A 22433-nucleotide genomic window follows, 5' to 3' on the forward strand; every position below is an offset into this window, starting at 1 on the left:
TTGGAGCGTGGGGGTAGCGCCTACAGATGGCTGGCCATAAAGGCAGCGAAGATGGCCGTTCGACCGTGGATTTGAATTAAGATCGGTAGGCAGATTTTTCGTCGTTTTTCGAGCGCCTACCATGACCGCCTACGCCGCCGCTCCCTTCAGCCCCGAAGAGATTGCCTCTGAGGGCATCAAGCCGGAAGAGTATGACGAGATTGTGGAGCGCCTGGGTCGCCATCCCAACCGGGCCGAGCTGGGTATGTTTGGGGTGATGTGGTCGGAGCACTGCTGCTATAAGAACTCGCGTCCGCTGCTGAAGCAGTTCCCCACCGAGGGGCCACGGGTGCTGGTGGGGCCAGGGGAAAATGCGGGCATCATCGACGCGGGGGATGGCCTGCGGGTGGCCTTCAAAATTGAGTCCCACAACCATCCGTCGGCGGTGGAGCCGTTTCAAGGCGCGGCGACGGGGGTGGGCGGCATTCTGCGCGACATTTTCACCATGGGGGCGCGGCCCATTGCGGTGCTGAATTCCCTGCGATTTGGCGATTTGGCCGATAGCCGTACTCGGCGGCTGTGCCAGGGCGTGGTGGCGGGCATTTCCCACTATGGCAACTGCTTTGGGGTGCCCACGGTGGGCGGCGAGGTCTATTTTGACGCGGCCTACAACGGCAATCCCCTGGTCAACGCCATGGCCATTGGCATCATGGAAACGCCGGATATTGTGAAATCTGGGGCGGCGGGGCTGGGGAATCCCGTCCTCTATGTCGGTTCCACCACCGGGCGTGATGGCATGGGCGGGGCCAGCTTTGCCAGTGCCGAACTCACCGACGAATCCGAGGCCGACCGTCCGGCGGTGCAGGTGGGCGATCCGTTTTTGGAAAAATCCTTGGTGGAAGCCTGTTTGGAAGCCTTCAAAACCGGGGCCATCGTGGCGGCGCAAGACATGGGCGCGGCGGGGATCACCTGTTCTACCTCAGAAATGGCGGCCAAGGGTGGCGTCGGCATCGAGCTAGACCTCGACCTCATTCCCGTGCGGGAAACGGGCATGGTGCCCTACGAGTATCTGCTGTCCGAATCCCAGGAGCGGATGCTGTTTGTGGTGGCGGCGGGTCGAGAAGCTGAAGTCATCGAAGTCTTTGAGCGCTGGGGTCTCCACGCCGTTGTGGCGGGTACGGTAATCGAAGATCCCATCGTGCGGATTCTATTTAAAGGTGAAGTCGCTGCCGAAATTCCGGCCCTGGCCCTGGCGGAAAATACCCCCATCTACCACCGCGACCTGCTGCCCGAACCTCCGGCCTATGCCCAAGCAGCCTGGGATTGGAGTGAAGCCAGCCTGCCCACAGCCACGGTATCGGGACTGGCTAAGGAGACGGGTGCAACCGCCTGGACGGTGATTCTGCACCAGCTTTTGGGTCAGCCTACTATTGCTTCTAAACAATGGGTCTACCGTCAGTACGACCACCAAGTGCAGAACAACACCGTGCAATGCCCCGGCCAGGGCGATGCGGCAGTGATTCGGCTGCGTCCGCTGGAATCGGTGCCCGGTTATCAACCCAGTGAGGTGGTGCGAGGGCTGGCCGCTACGGTGGACTGCAACGCCCGCTACGTCTACCTCAACCCCTACGAAGGGGCCAAAGCCGCCGTGGCCGAAGCCGCCCGTAACCTAAGCTGCGTCGGTGCCCTACCCCTAGCAGTGACGGACAACCTCAACTTTGGCAGTCCCGAAAAGCCCATCGGCTATTGGCAACTGGCCGAAGCCTGCCGGGGCTTGGCCGATGCCTGCCGCGAGTTTGAAACCCCCGTCACCGGGGGCAACGTGTCCCTGTACAACGAAACCGTAGACAGCGAGGGCAACCCCCAGCCCATCTATCCCACCCCCGTCGTCGGTATGGTGGGCCTGATTGACAACCTCAACTTCACCTGCGGCCAGGGCTGGCAATCGGCGGGGGATCTGATCTATCTGCTGGGTGTGACCCTCGAAACCACCGCAACGGCCACCGCCAACGACCGTCCCCTCGTTACCCTAGGCGGTTCGGAATATCTGATGGTGGTGCAGGGCCAAGCCACGGGCCACCCCCCCGCCATTGATATGGCCCTAGAAAAACGAGTGCAAGCCGCCTGTCGCCACGGCATCGCCCAGGGCTGGGTGCGCTCCGCCCATGATTCTGCTGAAGGTGGTCTAGCCGTTGCGCTAGCGGAATCCTGCATCAGCAGCCAACTGGGGGCAGCGGTAACGGTGCCTTTGGATGCGAATCAAACGGATCTGCGCTGGGATCGGGTGCTGTTTGGGGAAGGCGGTGCCCGGATTCTGGTATCCGTTTCGCCTGAGCACCAAGCCGCCTGGGAAGCCTACCTGGCTGAAACCTTGACAGGCCATTGGCAACCCCTCGGCACCGTCCAGGGCGATACCCTCACCCTCACCACCCAAGACGGCAAACCCCTGATCGCCGACACCGTCACCCAACTGGCGGACATCTGGAGCCACGCCATCGCCGAACGCCTAGCGGCCTAAGTTGTTCCATAGCGAGAGACCGGGGTTCTGAGATTCCCGGCCTAGCAAACGGTAGGGGCGAGATCTCCTCGCCCACGGATGATACTGGGGGCAACGAGCCGGATTTAGTATCAGACCCCATGAAAACGGATAAGCTCTACTACCAAATTTTTCTGGCTCAGCCTGCTCTTTTGGCAGAGTTGATCCCTGGGCTACCCGCCGACTGCCAGTTCGAGTATGTGGCCCCGGTGGTGAAGGAAAGTGAGTTTCGCCTCGACGGGCTGTTGATGCCGCTGACGGAGGATCCATCAGTGCCCGTCATTTTTATTGAGGCCCAAATGCAGGCCGACCCGCGCTTCTATGGCCGCTACTTTGCGGAAACCCACCTCTACCTGTACCAATACCAAATCGAACGTCCATGGCAGGGGCTGCTGATTCTGCGGTCGCCGCAACAAAACTTGGGCTGTGAAGTTCCCTACGCCACACTGCTCCATGGCCAAGTTCAGCGGCTGTACCTCAACGACCTACGGGAGGCCACAGATTTGCCCCTATCCCTGGCTCTCCTACGGTTGATTGTGCTGCCCAATGCGTCTTTACCCAATGCCGCCAAGCAGGTGCTCGACCAAGCCAGGGGCCAAGGGCAAACCGCCTTTCAATCCATCCTCGATAGCCTGGAAGCTATACTGATCAACAGGTTTCCCAACTTCACCACCCAGGAGATTCTGGCCATGCTGGATCTAACGATTGCGGATATTCGGCAAACCCGTTTCTACCAAGAAGTCTTTGCAGAAGGCCGTGAAGAAGGCCGTGAAGAAGGGGAACACATTGGTACCCAAAAGGGAGAAGCCGCGCTGCTGATTCGACTGCTGACCCGTCGTTTAGGGGCATTGGCCGAGGATCAGGTCGCCCATATTCGTGCCCTATCGCTGCCGCAGTTGGAGGCGTTGCTGGATGTGGCGCTGGATCTCGCAGATGGGGATGAGTTAACGGCGTGGTTGATGGCCCATCCGGTTGCTGAACCATAGCGTCAATTACCGTCCATCGCTGAGCCCCCATTATTCCAGCGCTGCAATGCCCCTATCTCCTGCTATCGCTTCGGTACAGACTGCTCCCACGGCGGAGTTTATCTACCCACCGCCGACCTCGTTGCAAGGGGCGCGGCGGATTGTGGTGAAGCCCAACCTCGGCTATCCCGTGGGGCCTCCGGTGACGGTGAGTATGGCGGTGCTGGGTCGAGTGCTAGAAGGCTTACGGCGGCACAACCCCCAGGCGGAAATCCTGATCGTCGAAGGGGTATGCTCGAAGGTGTCCTTCGACGCCATCATGGCTAAAAATGGGGTTCATGCCCTGCTGGATGAGGGAATGCGCCTGCTGGATGCTGACCAGTTGGACTGTGTGGAATATCCCAACCGCTCCCCCAATCCCGTGCGGTTCAAGACCCTGTGGGCACCCAAGCTATTGCAAGAGGTGGATGGCTGCATTTCTGTCAGCGCCTTCAAACGCACCCAACTGAAGGGCGAGGCACTGATTTCAGCGTCCTTGAAAAACCTCTACGGCCTCTTCCCTAGGGCAAAATATAAAGCCCGCAGCCCCAACTCACGGGGGCAACTGCATCGGCCCTCGGTGCCCCTGGTGCTTCAGGATGTCTACGGTACCCTGGGCCACTTTTTCCACGGCGGCGTGGTAGACTGCACCCAAAAATTCGTCAGCCGCGACTGGCAACCCGACCGAGGCGACGGCATCCCCATCGGTCAGGTAATCTGGGGCGATAACCTACTGGCTGTAGACAAAACCGCCTCCGCGATGGCTGGAGAAGAAACGCCGAGCTACGTTACGGCCCTAGACCCTAACCTCGATTAACGGCATCGGTCGCCCAGGGTAGTGCCTTTAACCTTGGGAGTGACCTCTGCCACTTTGGGCACGGTGTCATAACACGCGATAGCCTTGTAACCAGCTTTCAGAGACATCGGTGGCCCTAGCGATATCGGCTAGCCGCTGCCTGATTTTCCTCCGTCCCACGCACTAATGCACTACCAATCTTCCTTGTGATTAACTAAGTTCAGTGAGTTGCATTGGGGTGATTACTCATTTGCTCTAAGCTTTGCCAACGACTTACGATATTCCGCTGCTTCGGCAACTTTAGTAATACGAACTTCTGATGTGCATACCGAAGATTCTTTATCAATTTCTTGAACAGCAGCAACGATTTCATCTAGCGATACCTTGAAAAATTCTTTTCGAGAGTTAACGCTATTAATGCGCCTATTATCAAATAATTTGTGTAGCTTTGACTCAAGCTCTGGAGCATTGCTACACGAAATCATGGCGTGTATATCAAAGGGAAACGGAACAGAAGCGTTACTGAGTTCAGAAATTCTATCTTCTGGATTAAGCCTTCTTGTCATGCCAATCTTATAGACGTTATCTCCGAAGGAGCCAATATTTGAAATAATGTAGACATATCCACTTTTTGTAAGCTGAGCTTGAGAAATGGCGCGTTGCCGATTAGTCTCGGCCTCATCAACTCTCTTTTGCAACTCTTGGATTTTTGCCAGTAGTTTGTCTTGGGCAGCACCGCTTATATTTTCAGCTTCTCTACGGGCTTTTTCTAAAGCTTCTTGATAGCACTTCTCTTCTTTTTCTGCTTCTATCCTTGCTTTTTCAAGTTCTTTTGCGGCTTTCTCCTCTTCGCGCATCTGATCTCGAATTAATCTTTGTTCTTCTTGCTCTTGCTGTTTTTTCTCCTGATATTCATGAACTAGGTGAAGCTCGTCTAGTTTTAACTGTAGGTAGTAATCTGTGATTTCACAGTGAGTAGTCTCAGAAAGTTTGTTCAACGTTTCATAGGCTTTGGAGATACGATTCTCCATTGTCTGAACATTGTTATACTTGACCTTCCCTATAGCTGCATCACATTCGCCATTAAAAGCTCGTAACACTAACCGCAAGAAGCCCTCGACCATCTTTTGGCCTTGCTTCTTGCTTCCAGAAACCGTCCATTCTGTGTTGCAAATAGCAGCGTTTTTGTTCTTTAAGCAAATCTTTTGTTGACTCCGTATATCATCCAGTCTTGCTTTGTACTCTGAGGCGCTCCCGAAATCGTATTTCGATTCATAGAAGCCAAATTCTTCAATAAAGTCTTTCTCTTCGAGTTCTTCTAGTTTTTGGGTTAAGATACCAATCCTATGATTAATATCTTGTTCTTTGAGATTAGCCTGCTGTTGTATTTCTTTTAGTCGATCTCTAGTAATTGTAATCTGATTGTCTAGCTTCTGTGCGGCTTGGGCCTTTGATATGATATCACCATATTTTTGTTTGAAAGCTTGGAGCTGATCAATAGATTCTTTCGCTTTTTGTTGTTCAATACGTCTTTCATTTTGAAGGGATTGAAGCTTTTGATAGAGAATAGCAGCTACGGTGGTTGCCCCTAGCGTTAGCAGAAGTAGTAGGAAAGACATAACTAAATTTAGTAGTTTACTCTTTTAGGATGCCCAATTTTGCAGAAGGACACCATAATGCTTGACTAAGTTTTTATAAAAAATAAATCCTGCGATGCACAAAAGTTTACCTAAATGCATCACAGGAAATAAGAGGCGTTATGTTTCAGCTTGATTTACCTAATCACCAAAGTGGTTGATGATGGCTTCGGCAAACTCCGAACACTTCAGGGGTGGGTTCACCGGGGGTTCCATCATGCGGGCGAGGTCGTAGGTAACTTCGCGGGAGGCGATGGCGGCTCCCATCCCTTTTTTGATCAGGTCTGCGGCCTCTTGCCAGCCCATATATTCCAGCATCATCACCCCAGAGAGAATGACGGAACCGGGGTTGATCCGGTCGAGTCCGGCGTGTTTGGGGGCCGTGCCGTGGGTGGCTTCAAAGATGGCGCAGGTGTCGCCGATGTTGGCCCCTGGCCCCATGCCCAAGCCGCCGACGATGGCCGCCGCCGCATCCGAGAGGTAGTCGCCATTTAGGTTCATGGTGGCGAGGATGGAGTATTCGTCGGGGCGGGTTTGGATTTGCTGGAAGATGCTGTCGGCGATGCGGTCGTTGACCATCACCTTGTCTTTCCATTGGCCGTTGCCGTGGCTGTCCCAAATGGCGGCGAGGATGCCTTCTACTTCGGCGCAGATGGCCGCTTTCTTTTCGGGAGTGAGGGCATCGTAGCCCGGTTCAATCTGGCGGGCGTTGTCTTCGATGGACAGATCGGGGTTGGCTTCTTTGTTGCCCAGCACCCAGGATTCCCGCTCGGTGACGCACTCGGCCCGAAACTCGGTGGTGGCCAGTTCGTAGCCCCAGTCGCGAAAGGCTCCTTCGGTGTACTTCATGATGTTGCCCTTGTGTACCAGGGTGACTTGCTGTTTGTCCTTGGGCAGGCGCAGGGCGTGTTTCATGGCGCGGCGGACGAGGCGCTGGCTCCCGGTTTTGCTGATGGGCTTAATGCCAATACCGGAATCTAGGGGGATTTGCTTTTTGCCGTGCTCCGGGGTGCCGGGGATCAGGTCTTCGTTGAGGAGTTTGATCAGGCGGTCGCAAGTCGGATCGCCCTGCTTCCACTCAATGCCGAGGTAGATGTCTTCGGTGTTTTCCCGATAGATGATCACATCCAGCTTTTCGGGGCTGCGGTGGGGGGAAGGGGTGCCCGCGTAGTATTTGCAAGGGCGCACACAGGCGTAGAGGTCGTTGATTTGCCGCAGCGCCACGTTCAGCGAGCGAATGCCGCCGCCGACGGGAGTAGTCAACGGGCCTTTGATGGCGACCCCGTATTCCTGAATCGCCTTGAGGGTGTCTTCCGGTAGGTATTGGTAGGTGCCGTACTGTTCGCAGGCTTCGTCGCCCGCGTAGATTTTGAACCACTCGATTTTTTTCTGACCACCGTAGGCCACCGCCACCGCCGCATCAAACACCCGCTGGGCCGCTGGCCAAATGTCTACCCCCGTACCGTCGCCGCGAATGTAGGGAATGATCGGGTTGTCTGGCACGACGGGTTCGCCGTCTTTGAAGGTGATGCGTTCGCCCACGGTGGGGGGGGTAAGCCGTTCGTACATCGCAATTTGCCCAGAATACGACAAGACAAACCACAGTCTAATCTGCTTTTTGCCTTAAAACGGATGGTTTGAAAACGATTTGACCAGGCTTAAGACATTTTTCAGGACTTCTCCCAGGGGCTGAAGGCCCAATAAAGATCGAGGGAAGACGGCGCACTAGAAGATTTGGGGACATGGCTAGGGCCGTGGGCTGAAGCATCGACCAGAAGTTCAGTGATACCACTGAGCATTCGCGTGATGGATTCTCAGAATTTTGGGCATTCTAGACAAATATGGTCGGCCATACCCAATGGGGTGTGCAGGTATTCTCCGGCGTGTCTTGGGCCTTGCCCTTGATGGCGACGGTTACATTTCCATCTGTGAGTCTCATCTACCCAAACGGGCGCAGGACGTTGCGCTTTCTTCAACTCACTCCGATCAGAGGTGCTTCTGCATGAAGACAATTCTCCTTGTTGATGACGACTCAATTTTGCTGGTGGCCCTTTCTCGCCGCCTCCAAGCCCAGAACTATCAGGTGTTTCAGTCTCAGACGGCCCAGGCGGCGTTGGACTTATTGGCGACCCAGACCGTGGATGTGGTGGTGTCGGACATTATGATGCCGGGAATGGATGGGCTGGAATTTTGCAAGCAGTTGCGGGCCACTCCGGTAGGGCAAGCGGTACCGTTTATCTTTCTCTCTAGCCTGGGCGAGGTGAATGACCGCGTGAAGGGGCACCTGATAGGGGCCGATGACTACCTCCCCAAGCCGTTCCATATCAAAGAGCTCATCGCCAAGGTGCAGGGAGCCATTGATCGCTCGGCACGGATGCGGGGCGTGTTTACCCAGTCGGCCCTACCGCCCCGTGAAGCCCCTGTTGTGCTCAATCCACTGCCCCTCACCCCCGCCGAAACCAAGGTGTTTTGGGAGGTGGTGCAGGGCTTTACCAACAAACAAATTGGCGACCACCTCTGCCTTAGCCCCCGCACCGTACAAACCCACCTCAGCAATATGTTGACCAAATTAAAATTAGACAACCGTTCTCAACTGGTGCGCTTTGCCTTTGAGCAAGGCCATCGGCCACCCTCCGGCGCGGAATAGTCCCTTGGGTGGCCCTGGGGGCTACTCCGGCACCTCAATCACTATGGTTGCAGCAATGGGCTGGCCTTGGTGGGTGAGGGCTTCATGGCCGTTGGCATTGAGGCTGACGGTAATGGTGTTTTGCCCGGAGGGTAAGTGGGGCAGGTGTAGCCACGGCCCATAGACCCGCCCTTGCTTTTCGCCGTTGATGTAGAGATGCCCATGGCCCATATTAGGCTGGTTAGCTTGGTTGATCAGCTCTGGGGCAAAGCGAAAGTTGCTGACTTGCAGTTCCAGATTCCAGCCCTGTTTCGCATCGGGATGTACCACCAGTTGCAGGCTAGGGACAGGTTGACCCATGGGAATCTCTAGGGTGTCGTGGTGGTGATGGCCCTGGGCGGCATCAGGGGATTCCTGCGTGGATGCGCCTTCTGGGCTACCCTCCCTGGGCTGGGGCTGGCGGTGGGCTACCTGGGATGATTCTCCCACTTTTCTAGCAGGATAGACTGAGACGTTGGTGGCTGTGGCGCTGACTGGGTAGATGCCCCCAGCAACACCCATGGCCAAGAGAACAATCGGCGCATAGGACAGCGCAGGATGACGGCTAAATCGGGACATGGATAGCTAGCTTCGGTACACTAAGATCAGGTCAAGCGGCACCCCTGAGTGCCGACTGGGGCCAGATGATCCACCCAGCGGTGTGACAGAGCCTGCCCCACTGGCCCCGTATTATTGAGACCTAGGCGTTCAGTATCAACAGACAGGCTGTCAATTATTACGCTGGGTTTACATCACCATGACGCTAGGTTGGCGCAGCACCCACCTTCAGCATGGGCTATGCCCTCACGGTCGAACTTGGCTCGTTTGGTCTTCGCCTATGGATGGATTCCGGTTACTGATCACCGTGGTGGCCTGGGTACGCCTGCTACTGTGAGATAGGGCCAAACCCACAGCATCTCTCTAGGGTGGGAAGTCAAGGCAGGAATTCCTATGCTTTGCTAAAGGGATTAAGAGAGGCCCTGGAGCACTTAAATGAGGGGTGGGTCGTGCGGGGATTTTTGATTGTGGTGGTGGGGTCACTGGGGCTGGCCTTGCAAAATGTGCTGCTGCGGGTGATTTTTTCAGAAAGCAGCATTCTCGGTCAGGGAAGTTGGGGTGGCTTCCTGGCCCCAACGCTGTCCCACTCCCTGCTAGTGCTGCACCTGAGATCCATCCTGATTCTGCCAGCGGTCATTCTGCTGTCCTATCGCTTGTATCCCACAACAACCCAGGCGTTGACTCAACTACTCCAACCAGAGCGGCGTCCCACCCTCCGCCTAGCCCTCATGAGCAGTAGTTTTTTGTACCTGGCCATGGCGCTGCTGTTTGTCGCCATTGCCAGCATTCCAGCCGGGGTGGCCACGGTGCTGTTTTTCATGCACCCGGTGATCACAGGCTTACTAACCTGGGTTGTCTTTGGCAGTCGGCCCAGTCGGCTGCGGCTGGCGGTAACGGTGGGGGTGATGCTGGGCAGTTTGCTAGTAGTGCCCAGTTTTGCCGGGAGCGCTACCGCATCGCTCGGTCTGGGGGTGGGGGCTGCGCTAGGGGCTAGTGTGGCCTATTCCCTCCAAGGAGTACAGGCGCAGATTTGTTTTCGCCACATTCATCCAGTCCCTTTCACGCTGATCAACTTTGCCATCATGGCATTCTGGTCTACCCTCAGCCTCTTTTTCATTCAAATTGAGGTGCCCCCGGAGCAGTGGGGCATCCTGTGGGGGCTGAGCGTGATCGCAGCGGCCCTAACGCTGCTGGGGCAACTCTGCTACAACGTCGGCATTCATCTGGTGCGGGCCGCATCGATGTCCATCGTGGCCGTTAGCAACCCCGTCTTAACCGTGGCCCTCGCTTGGTTGCTCTTGCAAGAAAGCCTCCAGGGTCGGCAGATCTTCGGCATGGTGCTGGTGGTGGCGAGTATCGTGGCCCTTGGGCAGGAACAGGCCCGCAAGCCAAAGACATCGGCGATTTAGAGTCATACCAACGATCCCCGTTGTTTGGGCTGAGCAGGAAAGCTGTTGGCCTACCCCGCCGCAGAAACTGGAGAGCGCTAGCTCAGGCTATCGCGATATTCATTCAGCACAGCCAGCACTTGGGTTAGCTTGCGGCGGTTGTCGTCCGAAGGTTCCGCTAAAAAACTCAGGAGCGCAAGATCGCGTTCAGTTTCGATTCGAGCTCGGCGAGTCGCTTGTTCTTCTGCTTTAGCTCGGCGGTCTGCCTCTCGGTTTCGACCGTTCCACTCAACGCCGAAATTAACCACTGCCACCACGAGGGCCGCCACGGTGAGTCGGTTGCTCCAGGCTCTGGGGTCGGCAATGAGTTGGAGGAATTGGAAGTCTTGTTCGTCATAGAACCGCAGAAACGCAACAGCAATAGTCAGAACGGTTAGGGTGGTACCGGGCAGCAGGGCAAGGAAGTTGAGCCAAACCTGGCGGGTGTTAACCATCTCTATTTTAATCCAGGGTTTCCTGGGACTATCCTACCCAGCCGTCGCCGTTATGGAGTTCGCCGTTATGGAGTTAAATGGGGGATGGCCAAGGCTGGGCGATTGTCCGTCGATGGATAGTCCAGCGTTGCCTTGTTCGCTGATCTGTTCTGTAACTCAACCTAGCGCAACCCCTGTGGCAGATTCCGACCCCAAACCGTCTTCGGCTGATCGTTCTTCGGCCAACCGTTCCCTGGCCAACATTGCGGGCATTGTGGCGGTAGCGACGCTGATTAGCAAACTGGCGGGGCTGTTTCGGCAGCAGGCGATTGGAGCGGCCTTTGCGGTGGGGCCAGTGGCGGATGCCTATAGCTTTGCCTACATTATTCCTGGCTTTTTGCTGATTTTGCTGGGGGGCATCAACGGCCCCTTCCACAGCGCCATTGTCAGCGTGGTGGCCAAACAGGATCGCAAGGATACGGCGGCCTTGCTGGAGGCGATCAATACCCTGGTGGGGCTGGTGCTGGTGGGCATTTCCATCGTACTTTTCCTGACGGCAGGGGGCATTATCGACACCATTGCCCCTGGCTTGGGCCAAACGGAACCCATCGCCCGCGACATTGCCGTACTGCAACTGCGGATTATGTCGCCCATGGCCCTGTTTGCGGGGCTGATTGGCATTGGCTTTGGGGCACTGAATGCCGATAGCCAGTTTTGGCTACCGTCGATTAGCCCGATTTTCTCCAGCGGTGCGGTGCTGCTGGGGTTGGGCCTGCTCTACGGGGCGATTGGGGCCAACATTACCAACGCCGACTATTTTCTGTTGGGCGGTGCCGTGCTGGCGGGCAGCACCCTAGCCGGGGCGGTGTTGCAGTGGTTGGCGCAACTTCCGGCCCTGTGGAAGTCTGGCCTAGGCCGACCCCGGCTGCGGTTTGACTGGAAACTGCCGGGGGTGCAGGACGTTTTTAAGGTGCTGATTCCGGCCACGCTGTCGTCGGGGATGCTGCAAATCAACCTGTTTACGGACTTGTTTTTTGCCTCGTTTATTCCCGGCACGGCGGCGGCGCTGAGCTACGCGAACCTCTTGGTGCAAACCCCGCTGGGCATCATTTCCAACGTAATTTTGGTGCCTTTTTTGCCGCTGTTTGCCCGGTTGGCCACCCCGGAACACTGGCCCGAACTGAAGGATCGCATCCGCCAAAGTCTTTTGTTTACGGCCCTGACGATGCTGCCCTTGGGAGCGCTGTTTGTGGTGCTGGCCTCCCCCATTGTGCGGGTGATCTACGAACGCGGAGCCTTTGACGCCGACGCCTCGGCCATGGTGACATCGCTGCTGATTGTTTACGGTCTGGGGATGTTTATCTACCTAGCGCGGGACGTTCTGGTGCGGGTCTTCTACGCCATGGGCGACGGCCAAACCCCCTTCCGCATTAGCCTGATCAACATTGTGCTAAACGGCGTACTAGATTTCTTCTTCATCCGCTGGATGGGCGCACCGGGTTTGGTGCTGGCCACCGTGGGGGTGAACCTGTTTTCCACCCTGGCGTTGACGGCTGTGCTGCACCGCCGCCTGCGGGGTCTACCCCTGCTGGAATGGACTGGCCTGATTGGCCTATTAGCCGGACTCAGCGCCCTCTCAGGAACGGCAGCCTGGGGTACGTTGCAAGGGCTCGAACGCGGGCTAGGCACTTCAGGCATCGGCCCCTTGCTGTTGCAACTGCTGGTTCCCGGTGGCGTGGGCGTCCTGGTCTTCATCCTCGGAGCCTCCGTCTTACCCATCCCCGAAGTGCGGCAACTGGGCCAACGCCTCAGCCAACGCTTCCGCCGCCGCTAACCCGTTAACCCGTGGGGGCAAGGTCTCCTGGCCCTGTCCATGCCTCAAACTAGTTCGGCAGGCGACTCAGGTGGTTTTGGGCCAAAACTGCCCAGTTCGATTGCCCCATGGTGAGGTACAGGTTGCGGGCAAATTCCAGCACCGTCCGGGCCTCTTCGTAGCGACCGAGCTGGATGAACGCCAGTCCCGCACTAAAGTAGGCGTCGGCGTAGCTGCCGTTAATCTGAGTGGCCTGCCGGAAAGATTCCAGCGATTCCTCTACTCGCCCCTGGTTAAACCGGGCCAAGCCCAGGTTGTAATGGGCTTGGGGGTACAGGGGCTGAATGGCGAGGGCCTGCTGTAGGGCAGTTTCAGCCTCGCCAAATTGTTGCCGCTGCATATAAACGATGCCCCGCTGAAAGTGGGATTCTGGGGCTTGGGGGCTGTATTGCCCCGCCAGGGTGAAGGCGGCGAGGGCTTCATCTAAGCGGCCCTGCCCTTGGAGCACCATCCCCAGGTTGTAGTGGGCATTGCCCAAATCTGGCTGAATTTGGATGGCGCGGCGCAGATAGGCTTCGGCTTGGTCAAGGTTGCCGCCTTCGATGAGGGCTCCCGCCAGGTTGGCATAGGCCATGGCAAATTGGGGATCCGACCGCACCGCCTGCCAAAAGGCCGATGCCGCCTCTTGTAACTTACCCTGCTGCCGAAACAACAGGCCCAGGTTATAGTGCGCCGCCGCCATGTTGGGGTCTAGGGCAATGGCTTGCTCAAATTGGGCTTGGGCTTGGTCAGCTTGCCCCCGCTGAATCAACATCAGCCCTTGATTTAGCGCCACCTCTGCCGCTGTGAGGTTATCGGTACTCTGGGCCAACGGCTGACCAACGTTGGCTAAGGTCGAGGGTGTTCGGGCCATCGCCGAAGACCGGAAACCTGAGCTTTCACCCGCTAGGGTTACGATTCCTCCAATAACAACCCCAGCCAGCAACACCCGCCGCAACAAAAATCGAGCCATAGCTGCACAATGTCAGAACTGTCTGCGCGATTAGACGCCCCTAACGATATAAAGGTGCCTCGCTTTTTTCAACCCATTGCCTTGCCCCTGTCCCCTACGACCCGATAACATCCCCGTTGATGAATCCCTGGATTGGCTAGAATGCGACCTCTCAAACTGCTGTTAATTCGCCATGGTCAATCCCAGGGCAATGTGGAAGGCCGCATGGAAGGCTGGTCATCGACAGGGTTAACCCCCTGGGGGCAAGAACAAGCCCAGCGCCTAGGGCAGCGCCTTGCCGCAGAAAACTGGCTGCCTACCCATGTCTATTGCAGCCCACTGCAACGGGCCACAGAAACCCTAGATGCCATAGCTTCAGAGGTCTGGGAAAGCACCGAAAGCCCTATCGCCCCGGTATTCCACGACGACCTGCGAGAAAAACACCAGGGCATCTTCACGGGGCTAACTTGGGCCAAGGCGCAGGTTCAGTATCCTGACCTCTGCCAACGACTGGAAACCTCCCTTGATTGGGTGCCCATTCCTGAGGCAGAATCCTTGCAAAACGGGCACCAACGAGCCCAGCGCTTTGTGGATGCCCTATTGCAGCAGCACCGCAACGGCGACCAGGTTTGGGTGATCAGCCATCAGTGGATTTTGCAGCACATCCTTGCCTGTTTGCTGGGCTGCGAGCGCACCTGGGGTATTCCCTTGGGCCACACCGCCATCACCGAACTCTGGATAGATCGTGACCGCTGGTTTGACGCTGACCTCGGTCATCGGCTGAATACCGAACTCTGGCGCATCCAGCACCTCAACGATCAGGCCCACATCTCTCCTTAGACTGTGACGATTCGCAACGCTTCTGTTTAGGATGGAACCTGACGCTCTAACTGGTTTGGCGGCATCCTATGGCTTCTCGTCCCGATATTCTCTTCCTCGTGCTCGATACCCAGCGGGTGGATCGCCTCTCCTGCTACGGCTACGACAAGCCCACCTCGCCCCATTTAGACGCCCTCGCCGCCGAGGCCACCCGCTTTACCCAGGCCATTGCCGCCGCCCAGTGGACGGTGCCCTCCCATGCCTCCATGTTCACGGGGCTGTACCCTTCCGAGCACACCATGGTGCAGTCCTATTCGGTGTTGCCGTCCGACCTGCCCACCCTGGCGGAACGCCTAGAGGCCAGCGGCTACTACACAGCGGGCTTTTGCAACAATCCCCTGGTGGGCGTGATTAACAACGGTCTGCGGCGGGGCTTCACCAGTTTTTTGAATTACAGCGGCCTGTTGACCTCCAAGCCCAACCAGGCGGGCAGTCATCCCGGCTTGGTGAGCCGCTATCGGCAGTGGTTTAAGCGCCAAGTAGCGGGGGTGCTCAACCGAGTACAGGATGCCTTTGCCCGTTCCGATGCGCTGCTGGCCCTGAGCTTTACGCCGCTGATGGTGCCCCTGTGGCAAACCGCCCTCAGCTTTAAGGGCAACGGCCCCAAATCCCTTGACGACACCGCCAACCTGCTGATCCACCGCCACGGCACCCAGGCCGATCAGCCCGTCTTCGCCTTTGTGAACCTGATGGGCACCCACATGCCCTACCACCCGCCCCGCCGCTACATCGAACAATTTGCCCCCCACGTTTTGGCCGACCGCAAGGCCCAAACCTTTTTGCAGCGCTTCAACGGCGATGTCTACGGCTGGCTAGCTCCCCTCACCGGAGCCTTGGATGACCACCAAAAGCAAACCCTCGACGGCATGTACGATGCCGAAGTGGCTTATCAAGATGCACTCTTGGGCCAATTTTTCCAGCGTCTCAAGGATTCTGGTCGTTTGGATAACACCCTCGTCATCCTCTGCGCCGACCATGGGGAACACCTGGGCGAAAAGCAGTTCATGGGTCACAGCCTGTCGATTTATAACGAACTGGTGCGGGTGCCCCTGATCATCCGCGATCCCCAAAACCGCCTGGTTCAGGGCACTACGATGGATGGCGTCGTCTCCACCCGCCGCCTGTTCCACACCGTCCTCGCTGCCGCAGGCATCGCCAACGACAAAGAACTCGCCCTCGACCTAATCCACAGCCAGGATGAATCCCGCAGCCACGACTATGTGTTTGCCGAAGCCATTCCGCCCCAAAACGTGGTGAACCTCATGCAAAAACGCCAGCCGGAACTGGTGCGAGAAATGAGCTGTGATCGCGTCCGCCGTGCCGTGTGGATGGGCCAACACAAGCTGATCGAAACCGAAGGCTCCGACGCCGAACTCTACGATGTGCTGGAAGACCCCACCGAAGCCCTCGACCTCAGCGCCATCCTGCCCGAAAACGTGGAAGCCCTGCAAGATTGCCTCCAAGCCTTTGCGGATAGGTCTGACCGTTCCCTCGCCCAAGCCACCCCCACCCGCGCCACCGACTACGACGACCCCGAAGTGCGCCGCCGCCTAGAAGAATTAGGGTATTTAGAGGATTAAAGGACGCTGATTATGCCTTTAGAACAGACCTCATCGAAGCTTAGTGATCTGTATAGACAGGACTACATCCTCTGGCTAGAAAAAACCTGTCAAAAACTAGCAGAAAAGCGATTTGAAGATCTAGATTTGCCTAACTTACTGGAAGAACTGAGCGATATGGGGCGAAGTGAAAAACGAGCATTAATCAGCAATGTTATTGTGGTGTTAATGCATCTTTTGAAATATGCCTATCAGCCCCAGAAGCGATCTAACAGTTGGCGGTTCACTCTCAAAGAACATCGTCGTCGCATCCATGAATCCCTTAAGGAAAGCCCCAGCCTGAGAGCCTATTTGCTTCAAAACTTTGACGAATGCTACTGTGAAGCAAGAGACTTAGCCGCTACCGAAACTGGATTAGACGCAAGCGTTTTCCCTGAATCCAGCCCTTTCTCGACGGAACAAACCCTAGACCGAGACTTTTTACCAGCTTAGTCCCGCTACACAATCTCAGAGCAGCACGGCCTAGGCTGGGATGCTGATCTTAGGTGGGCTGAATCAGGTCAGTCAACACCTGCTGAAGGTCGGCGGTGAGGTTTTCCACGGCAGCTTTAGCGGCACGGCGCGATCCGGCATAGGCATCCCAACGTTCGCTGATGTTCATCGGCTGGCCGAGGGTGATGATGGCCTGTCGGCGACCGAGCTGGGGGCGTTTGGGGACGGCGGTGCCCTTCACCCGTTCCACCAGGTCAAACAGGATGAGGCTGGTTTCGGCAAGGCGTTCAAAGCTGGGATTTTCGCCAGCGTGGTCGCCGCTGACGGCCACAAAGCTTTCGACTAGGCGCATGTGGCGCAGATGCAGGCGGGCAGCTTCGGCCATCCAGTTAGCTAGGCCCCGGTCGAAGGGGGATAGGCGGTCGGGGTGGTCAATATCTTCGCGGTAGATGTACATCCATCCCGCTTCTTCTAGGCGACGGCAGCGGGTTTCGAGGGTGCCGCTGTGGGGCAGGCCAAAAAATTGCTCCCCTACTTCCAGCGCACGATTCAGCAAGGGTTTCAGCCGTCGGGCAATGTCGTTGCCGGAAAGGGCTTGAGCGGATGGCGTGGCCAACGATGGGGCTGACTCAATAGGCTGCTCCGTTCCAGAAGGCTGTGATGACGCCGGATTAGACTCAGGTGAGAGGCCCGTCTCGGAGTTCTTCGAGGATTGCTCCATTTCTGGCCAGGGGCCGCCGTAGAAGCGGGCATAGAACTGCTCCATTTGGCCCAGCAGGTGATGCCCCAGGGCGATCAGTCTTGGGTAGTAGTCTACGGCGGTGGCGGTAGTCGGCAACGATTGCACCGCGATCCCACAGTCGGCCTCTAGCTGGCTCAGCAAACGGTTTAGCGCCGCCCAGTCGGGCTTGGGATAGACATACTGCAACCCCACGGGCAACAGGATCACCGCTTCGGGCCGCTGGGCCTTGTGCAAGTCCTCCACCGCCCAAAAGGCGACCTGGGCCGTCCCCGGTTCTAGGGGGCTAATAACTTCTCCGTGGCCGTTGGTGGCACCTTCGGGGGCAATGGTGACGGGAAACGGGCCGTTGACAAGGTGTTCTCGCACCGATTTGAGCGCCTTCAAATCTAGCCGCCGCCCCCGATGCACCGGAATGCCGCCCATGCTGGCAAAGAACCACTCCAGCCATTTCCCGGCCCACAGGGGCATCCCTCGGTCGTACATAAAAAAGCTGTGGATGGGTCGCCGCAGGGCAATGCCCTTGGCCTGGGCGGCACGGGGCACCAGCCGCGAAAACAGATACGACAAACTGAGGGGATCATCTACCTGACTATGGCGAAAAGCCATCAATAGCCGAATCTTGCCCTGCTGAAACTGGTGAAACAACTCCGCCAGCACCTCAGGATTGGGACAGGTGACGGGCCAAATGCCCACGGGCAACCAGGGCCGCAGCCGCACCCGCAACAAAAACGGTAGGCAAAAATAGCCGCCGCGCACCACCCATTCTCGGTAGTGGGGCGGAATGAACCCCATCCGGGGCTGCACTTTTTTGGATTCAGGCACAGATCCCTCCAGCGCAGTAGACCACCAGGCTCTTCCCTGGGGATGGCCCATCCACCTTAGTCGATTTCGGGGTGTTCTAGATCGTTACCATCGGGGCGACCATAGACTGAGGGCGGACGATCACTGCTCCAGGCCCACCAGGCCGTTTCGCATTCGCCGCAGCGATAAAACTCCTGCCACTTGCGCCGATGATTCTCCCCATAAACCGGAGATCGGCGGTTAATCCACACCGCCTGGGCCTGCTGGCTGCTGGCTCCACAGCGGGGGCAGCAAAACGCAGTGGCATGGCTGGCCGAAGCCGTCCAGTCGGGCGGGAGAGGGGAAAAAGCGTCCATAAACAAGGCAGCGCGACGATAGGCCACGCCCTAGAGCATACCTCCAATATTATGGGGTGCTAGACCATCCTAGACGATCTTGATACCGCGCAATTCCGCTGGAATCCGTCGGTCGTTAAGGGTTTGGAGGGCATTGGCCCAGTCCATCAACGCTATGATAGGGCGGCCCTGACGAGCCATCGCCATGACCTCCCCCTGGATTGCCTACAACGACCTCGCCTGGACAGAAGACTGGCTTGCCGATCCTGCCGACTACGAAGACGAAGTCGCAACCTTCGTAGGGCTAATTCAGCGGTATGCCGCCACGCCACCCCAAACCCTGCTGCATCTGGGAAGCGGGGCCGGGGGGATGGATCACGTCCTCAAGCGGCACTTTACCCTCACCGGGGTGGATCTGAGCGCAGGCATGTTGGCCAAAGCCAGAGCCACCCACCCCGATATCGAGTACCTCGAAGGCGATATGCGGACGCTGCGACTGGGGCGGCGGTTTGATGCTGTGGCTATCCCCGACAGCATCGACTACATGGCCAGCTTGGAGGATCTCCGCCGCGCCATCGCCACCGCCGTTGCCCACCTGAAGCCGGGGGGCGTTCTCCTGGTGGTGGGCAAACCCCAGGAGCAATTCCAAAACAACAACTTTGCCTACACGGGGGAGAGTCAGGGCATCCACATCACCGTTTTAGAAAATAACTACATCAATCCCCACCGCCCCAACACCTACGAGGCCACGCTCATCTACCTGATTCGCCAGGGCGGGGAACTGACGATGCATCAGGATCGCCACATCCTGGGTCTGTTCCCCCAAGCCACCTGGGAACAGGTCTTTCGGGAGGCTGGCCTGACACTACACCAACACACCCTCGACGGCATTTACGACCCCTACCTACTGGCTGATGGCTGCTATCCGCAAACCATTTTTGTCGGCGTAAACTAGGGGCAAGGCCAGTCCTGTGGAGCCATGACCGATGATTGCCGAACCCAAATTTATGCCCATGTCGCCCCAGGACTACCTCGCCTGGGAAGCTCAGCAGCATGAAAAATACGCCTACGTAGACGGCGAAGTTTTCGCCATGACCGGGGGCACCATTCCCCATAACCTGATTGCGCTAAACCTGGCTTCTGCCCTAAAATCCCATCTACGAAAAAAGGGCTGTTTGGTGGTGATGGCCGATGTGAAAGTGCAGGTTTCTCGCCATGGCCCCTATCACTATCCTGATGTGATGGTCAGTTGCGATCCTAGGGACAAAAAGGCCATCAAGCTGATTCAACACCCTTGCCTGATTGTTGAGGTACTGTCTCCCAGCACCGCCGCCTACGACCGGAGCGACAAATTCACCCACTATCGCAAAATTCCCACCCTGCAAGACTACGTCCTGATTGATGCCGAAGAAATTAGCGTTGATCGCTATCGCCGCATTGCCGACCGCCATTGGGATTTGCAAACCTACCTGGCCGGAGAAACCCTAGATTTACCCAGCCTTGATTGGGAAATTCCCCTGGATCACATTTACGAAGACGTACCACTCTCATCCCAAGACAGCGCAGACGATAACGAAGCCCCGTAGGTTAGCCCTAGGGAATTGGGGTCGCGTCCAGAATTTCGGTGATCAGATCCTTGGGGCGGGCATTGCCAACGGGGATCAGGCGGTGAGCAAGGACGTGGGGGGCTAGGGTTTTCACATCGTCGGGGATGGCGTAGTCGCGGCCTTCTAGGTAGGCGAGGGCTTGCACAGCGCGATAGAAGGCCACGGAACCACGGGGGCTGACGCCAAGGGTGATGTCTCGATGGGCACGGGTGGCGCGGACGAGGTCAAGGATGTATTGCTGAAGGGAGGCTTCAAGCGTCACCTGGGCGCACTGTTGGCGCAGGGCAACCACCTCTTCGAGGGTGATGCAGGGCTGGATGTCGCGGTTAGTGGCGCTGCCCCCTAGGCGATTCAGCATACTCAGTTCTTCAGATTCGGTGGGGTAGCCCAGGCTAAAGGAGAGGGCGAAGCGATCCATCTGGGCTTCGGGCAAAGGAAAGGTGCCCTGGTATTCCACGGGGTTCTGGGTGGCGACCACAAAAAACGGGTCGGGCACGGGGCGTGAGAGGCCGTCGGTGGTGACTTGGTGTTCCTCCATCACTTCCAGTAGGGCGGATTGGGTGCGGGGGGTGGCGCGGTTAATTTCGTCGGCCAGCAGAATGTTGGCGAACACCGGCCCCGGCATAAACTGAAATTCGCCGCTGCTGGGGTTCCAAATGCTGGTTCCGGTGACGTCGGTGGGCAGCAGGTCGGGGGTGCATTGAATCCGCTGGAAATTGCCGTCGATGCAGCGGGCCAGGGACTTCGCTAGCAGGGTTTTGCCCACACCGGGAACATCCTCTAACAAAGCATGGCCATCGGAAAACAGCGCCACCAGCACCAGCCGAATGGCCTCGTCTTTGCCCACAATGGCTTTACTGAGGTTTTGAACCAGCGTTTCAATCCGATCTCGCATGAGCCTTGCCTTTGGTGTTCTGGGTCTGGTGGCGGTTTTGGTGCCCTATCCTAGGCTTATCTTGACCCCAATTAGCCCCAATTGCCCACCGGAGTTTTTGCTAAAGCGGCCAAGGCGGTCTGGCAGTCCTGCTCAATTTGGGCCTTCAGGGCATCGAGGGAGGAGAAGCGCTGCTCCGACCGCAGGTGCTGGTTCAAAAACACCTGGAGGGACTTGCCGTAGAGATCCCCCGACCAGTGCAGCAGATGGACTTCCAGCGTGAGGCTCAAGCCTTTCACGGTAGGTCGAATGCCCAGATTCATCACCCCCGGTAGGCGTTGACCTGCTACCGGACTAGCCCCCTCCACCCACACGCTGTAGACCCCATGGGGCGGCAAGAACTTGTCGTCGGAGATGGCCAGGTTGGCGGTGGGAAAGCCCAGGGTGCGGCCTAGTTGTTGGCCCTTCACCACCCGCCCCGACAGACTATAGGGACGACCCAGCAGGGCTTCGGCGGTGGCGAGATCGGCTTGGGACAGGGCGGCACGAATGCGGGAACTACTGATGCGCTCTCCGCCGAGGCAGGTGTGGGGCGTAATATGCACGTCTACGCCGTAGGGACGGGTGAGGCGTTGCAGGTCGTCCACGGTGCCCTGGCGCTTTTTGCCAAAGCAGAAGTCTTTGCCGACACTGATGTGCTGCACCTTGAGCTGCTTGACCAGCAGGTCTTCCACAAATTCTTGGGGAGTCAGGTTTGCCAAGGCTTGGGTAAAGGGCAGCAGCACCAGTTGGCCCACGCCGAGCTGGCTGATCATCGCGGCCTTTTCGGTGATGGGGGTGAGGGCAGGGCGAGATTGGCCAGAGAAAAATTCCTGGGGATGGGGAAAGAAGGTCATCACCGTGGGGATCGGTGTGGTTCGCAGATCCCGTTCCCGCTGGGTGGGGTCTGGAATGGGAGACGCACCAGGAGCCTGCCCAGTGCGATGGCTCAGTCCTCGCAGGGGGGGCGGCGCAGAAACGGAGGTCACTGCTGGGGTTGAACCTGGAGCAATCAGATCAGCGGGATCTAACCCCAACACCTGGGCAGAAATCTGCTGAATGACAGCCTGGTGCCCCAAATGGACGCCGTCAAAGTTCCCCAGGGCAATGGCCGTTGGAGTAATGGCAGTCGTTAGGGAAGAGGTAATCCACACGCTTTACATTCTGACACAACCGCTCCCCCAGACCGCATCCTTGCCTCCGCAGATCCTCAACCCATTCGTTTACCGTGGCAGGGGCATTACAGAAGTTCCGGCTCCCCTCTC

The 22433-nt window shown here is 57.4% G+C and carries 20 protein-coding genes; 11 read left to right on the top strand and 9 right to left on the bottom strand.

Annotated features, from left to right (window positions below; genetic code table 11):
• The first annotated feature begins 121 nt into the window (after positions 1-121).
• From purL to GFS31_RS17700, 3 genes are all read left to right on the top strand, one after another.
• Positions 122-2497: a phosphoribosylformylglycinamidine synthase subunit PurL gene (gene purL / locus GFS31_RS17690; protein WP_198806056.1), complete on the top strand. Its 2376-nt coding sequence runs from the start codon at positions 122-124 to the stop codon at positions 2495-2497.
• A 119-nt stretch (positions 2498-2616) separates the two neighbouring features.
• The gene (locus GFS31_RS17695; RefSeq protein WP_198806057.1) at positions 2617-3501 is read left to right on the top strand and encodes a DUF2887 domain-containing protein; all 885 of its coding nucleotides are present in this window, start codon (positions 2617-2619) and stop codon (positions 3499-3501) included.
• 46 nt (positions 3502-3547) lie between these two features.
• The gene (locus GFS31_RS17700; RefSeq protein ID WP_198806058.1) at positions 3548-4336 is read left to right on the top strand and encodes a DUF362 domain-containing protein; all 789 of its coding nucleotides are present in this window, start codon (positions 3548-3550) and stop codon (positions 4334-4336) included.
• 221 nt (positions 4337-4557) lie between these two features.
• Here the strand turns inward: GFS31_RS17700 and GFS31_RS17705 are convergent, their stop codons facing one another.
• Both GFS31_RS17705 and GFS31_RS17710 read right to left on the bottom strand, forming a co-directional pair.
• Positions 4558-5934 (bottom strand): DUF4041 domain-containing protein, encoded by a 1377-nt coding sequence (locus tag GFS31_RS17705; RefSeq protein WP_198806059.1) that lies wholly within the window; start codon positions 5932-5934, stop codon positions 4558-4560.
• Positions 5935-6093: 159 nt separating this feature from the next.
• The gene (locus GFS31_RS17710; RefSeq protein WP_198806060.1) at positions 6094-7521 is read right to left on the bottom strand and encodes an NADP-dependent isocitrate dehydrogenase; all 1428 of its coding nucleotides are present in this window, start codon (positions 7519-7521) and stop codon (positions 6094-6096) included.
• Positions 7522-7954: 433 nt separating this feature from the next.
• On the opposite strand from GFS31_RS17710, the gene GFS31_RS17715 reads away from it, so the two are divergent.
• Positions 7955-8599 (top strand): response regulator transcription factor, encoded by a 645-nt coding sequence (locus GFS31_RS17715; protein ID WP_198806061.1) that lies wholly within the window; start codon positions 7955-7957, stop codon positions 8597-8599.
• 21 nt (positions 8600-8620) lie between these two features.
• Here the strand turns inward: GFS31_RS17715 and GFS31_RS17720 are convergent, their stop codons facing one another.
• Complete coding sequence (locus GFS31_RS17720) at positions 8621-9196, bottom strand: hypothetical protein (RefSeq protein ID WP_198806062.1); 576 nt, start codon at positions 9194-9196, stop codon at positions 8621-8623.
• Positions 9197-9624: 428 nt separating this feature from the next.
• On the opposite strand from GFS31_RS17720, the gene GFS31_RS17725 reads away from it, so the two are divergent.
• Positions 9625-10584: a DMT family transporter gene (locus GFS31_RS17725; RefSeq protein WP_198806063.1), complete on the top strand. Its 960-nt coding sequence runs from the start codon at positions 9625-9627 to the stop codon at positions 10582-10584.
• A gap of 77 nt (positions 10585-10661) precedes the next feature.
• Here GFS31_RS17725 and GFS31_RS17730 read toward each other — a convergent pair whose 3' ends face one another.
• Complete coding sequence (locus GFS31_RS17730; protein ID WP_198806064.1) at positions 10662-11057, bottom strand: hypothetical protein; 396 nt, start codon at positions 11055-11057, stop codon at positions 10662-10664.
• Positions 11058-11232: 175 nt separating this feature from the next.
• Between GFS31_RS17730 and murJ the strand changes: the two genes are divergently transcribed.
• Positions 11233-12870 (top strand): murein biosynthesis integral membrane protein MurJ, encoded by a 1638-nt coding sequence (murJ, locus tag GFS31_RS17735; RefSeq protein ID WP_225907486.1) that lies wholly within the window; start codon positions 11233-11235, stop codon positions 12868-12870.
• Between the two features lie 49 nt (positions 12871-12919).
• Here the strand turns inward: murJ and GFS31_RS17740 are convergent, their stop codons facing one another.
• Positions 12920-13861, bottom strand: a complete 942-nt coding sequence (locus tag GFS31_RS17740; protein ID WP_225907487.1) for a tetratricopeptide repeat protein — start codon at positions 13859-13861, stop codon at positions 12920-12922.
• Positions 13862-14002: 141 nt separating this feature from the next.
• Here GFS31_RS17740 and GFS31_RS17745 point away from each other — a divergent pair, with 141 nt between their 5' ends.
• The 3 genes from GFS31_RS17745 to GFS31_RS17755 all read left to right on the top strand — a co-directional run bounded on the left by GFS31_RS17745 (position 14003) and on the right by GFS31_RS17755 (position 16770).
• Positions 14003-14680 (top strand): histidine phosphatase family protein, encoded by a 678-nt coding sequence (locus GFS31_RS17745; RefSeq protein WP_198806065.1) that lies wholly within the window; start codon positions 14003-14005, stop codon positions 14678-14680.
• Positions 14681-14748: 68 nt separating this feature from the next.
• Positions 14749-16299, top strand: coding sequence for a sulfatase (locus GFS31_RS17750; RefSeq protein WP_198806066.1), 1551 nt, complete (start codon positions 14749-14751; stop codon positions 16297-16299).
• Between the two features lie 12 nt (positions 16300-16311).
• The gene (locus GFS31_RS17755; RefSeq protein ID WP_198806067.1) at positions 16312-16770 is read left to right on the top strand and encodes a DUF29 domain-containing protein; all 459 of its coding nucleotides are present in this window, start codon (positions 16312-16314) and stop codon (positions 16768-16770) included.
• Positions 16771-16819: 49 nt separating this feature from the next.
• On the opposite strand, the gene GFS31_RS21130 is transcribed toward GFS31_RS17755, so the two are convergent.
• Together GFS31_RS21130 and GFS31_RS17765 are read right to left on the bottom strand one after the other, a co-directional pair.
• On the bottom strand, positions 16820-18334 hold the full coding sequence (locus GFS31_RS21130; RefSeq protein WP_225907488.1) for a lysophospholipid acyltransferase family protein: 1515 nt from the start codon (positions 18332-18334) through the stop codon (positions 16820-16822).
• Positions 18335-18390: 56 nt separating this feature from the next.
• Positions 18391-18669 (bottom strand): hypothetical protein, encoded by a 279-nt coding sequence (locus GFS31_RS17765; protein WP_198806068.1) that lies wholly within the window; start codon positions 18667-18669, stop codon positions 18391-18393.
• Positions 18670-18853: 184 nt separating this feature from the next.
• Between GFS31_RS17765 and GFS31_RS17770 the strand changes: the two genes are divergently transcribed.
• On the top strand, positions 18854-19603 hold the full coding sequence (locus GFS31_RS17770; RefSeq protein WP_198806069.1) for a class I SAM-dependent methyltransferase: 750 nt from the start codon (positions 18854-18856) through the stop codon (positions 19601-19603).
• A gap of 31 nt (positions 19604-19634) precedes the next feature.
• Positions 19635-20234, top strand: a complete 600-nt coding sequence (locus GFS31_RS17775; RefSeq protein ID WP_198806070.1) for a Uma2 family endonuclease — start codon at positions 19635-19637, stop codon at positions 20232-20234.
• A 7-nt stretch (positions 20235-20241) separates the two neighbouring features.
• On the opposite strand, the gene GFS31_RS17780 is transcribed toward GFS31_RS17775, so the two are convergent.
• Both GFS31_RS17780 and GFS31_RS17785 read right to left on the bottom strand, forming a co-directional pair.
• Complete coding sequence (locus GFS31_RS17780) at positions 20242-21150, bottom strand: AAA family ATPase (RefSeq protein ID WP_198806071.1); 909 nt, start codon at positions 21148-21150, stop codon at positions 20242-20244.
• 71 nt (positions 21151-21221) lie between these two features.
• Positions 21222-22322, bottom strand: a complete 1101-nt coding sequence (locus GFS31_RS17785; RefSeq protein ID WP_198806072.1) for a bifunctional riboflavin kinase/FAD synthetase — start codon at positions 22320-22322, stop codon at positions 21222-21224.
• Positions 22323-22433: the final 111 nt, after the last annotated feature.

This window comes from Leptolyngbya sp. BL0902 (assembly GCF_016403105.1).
GTDB lineage: Bacteria > Cyanobacteriota > Cyanobacteriia > Phormidesmidales > Phormidesmidaceae > Nodosilinea.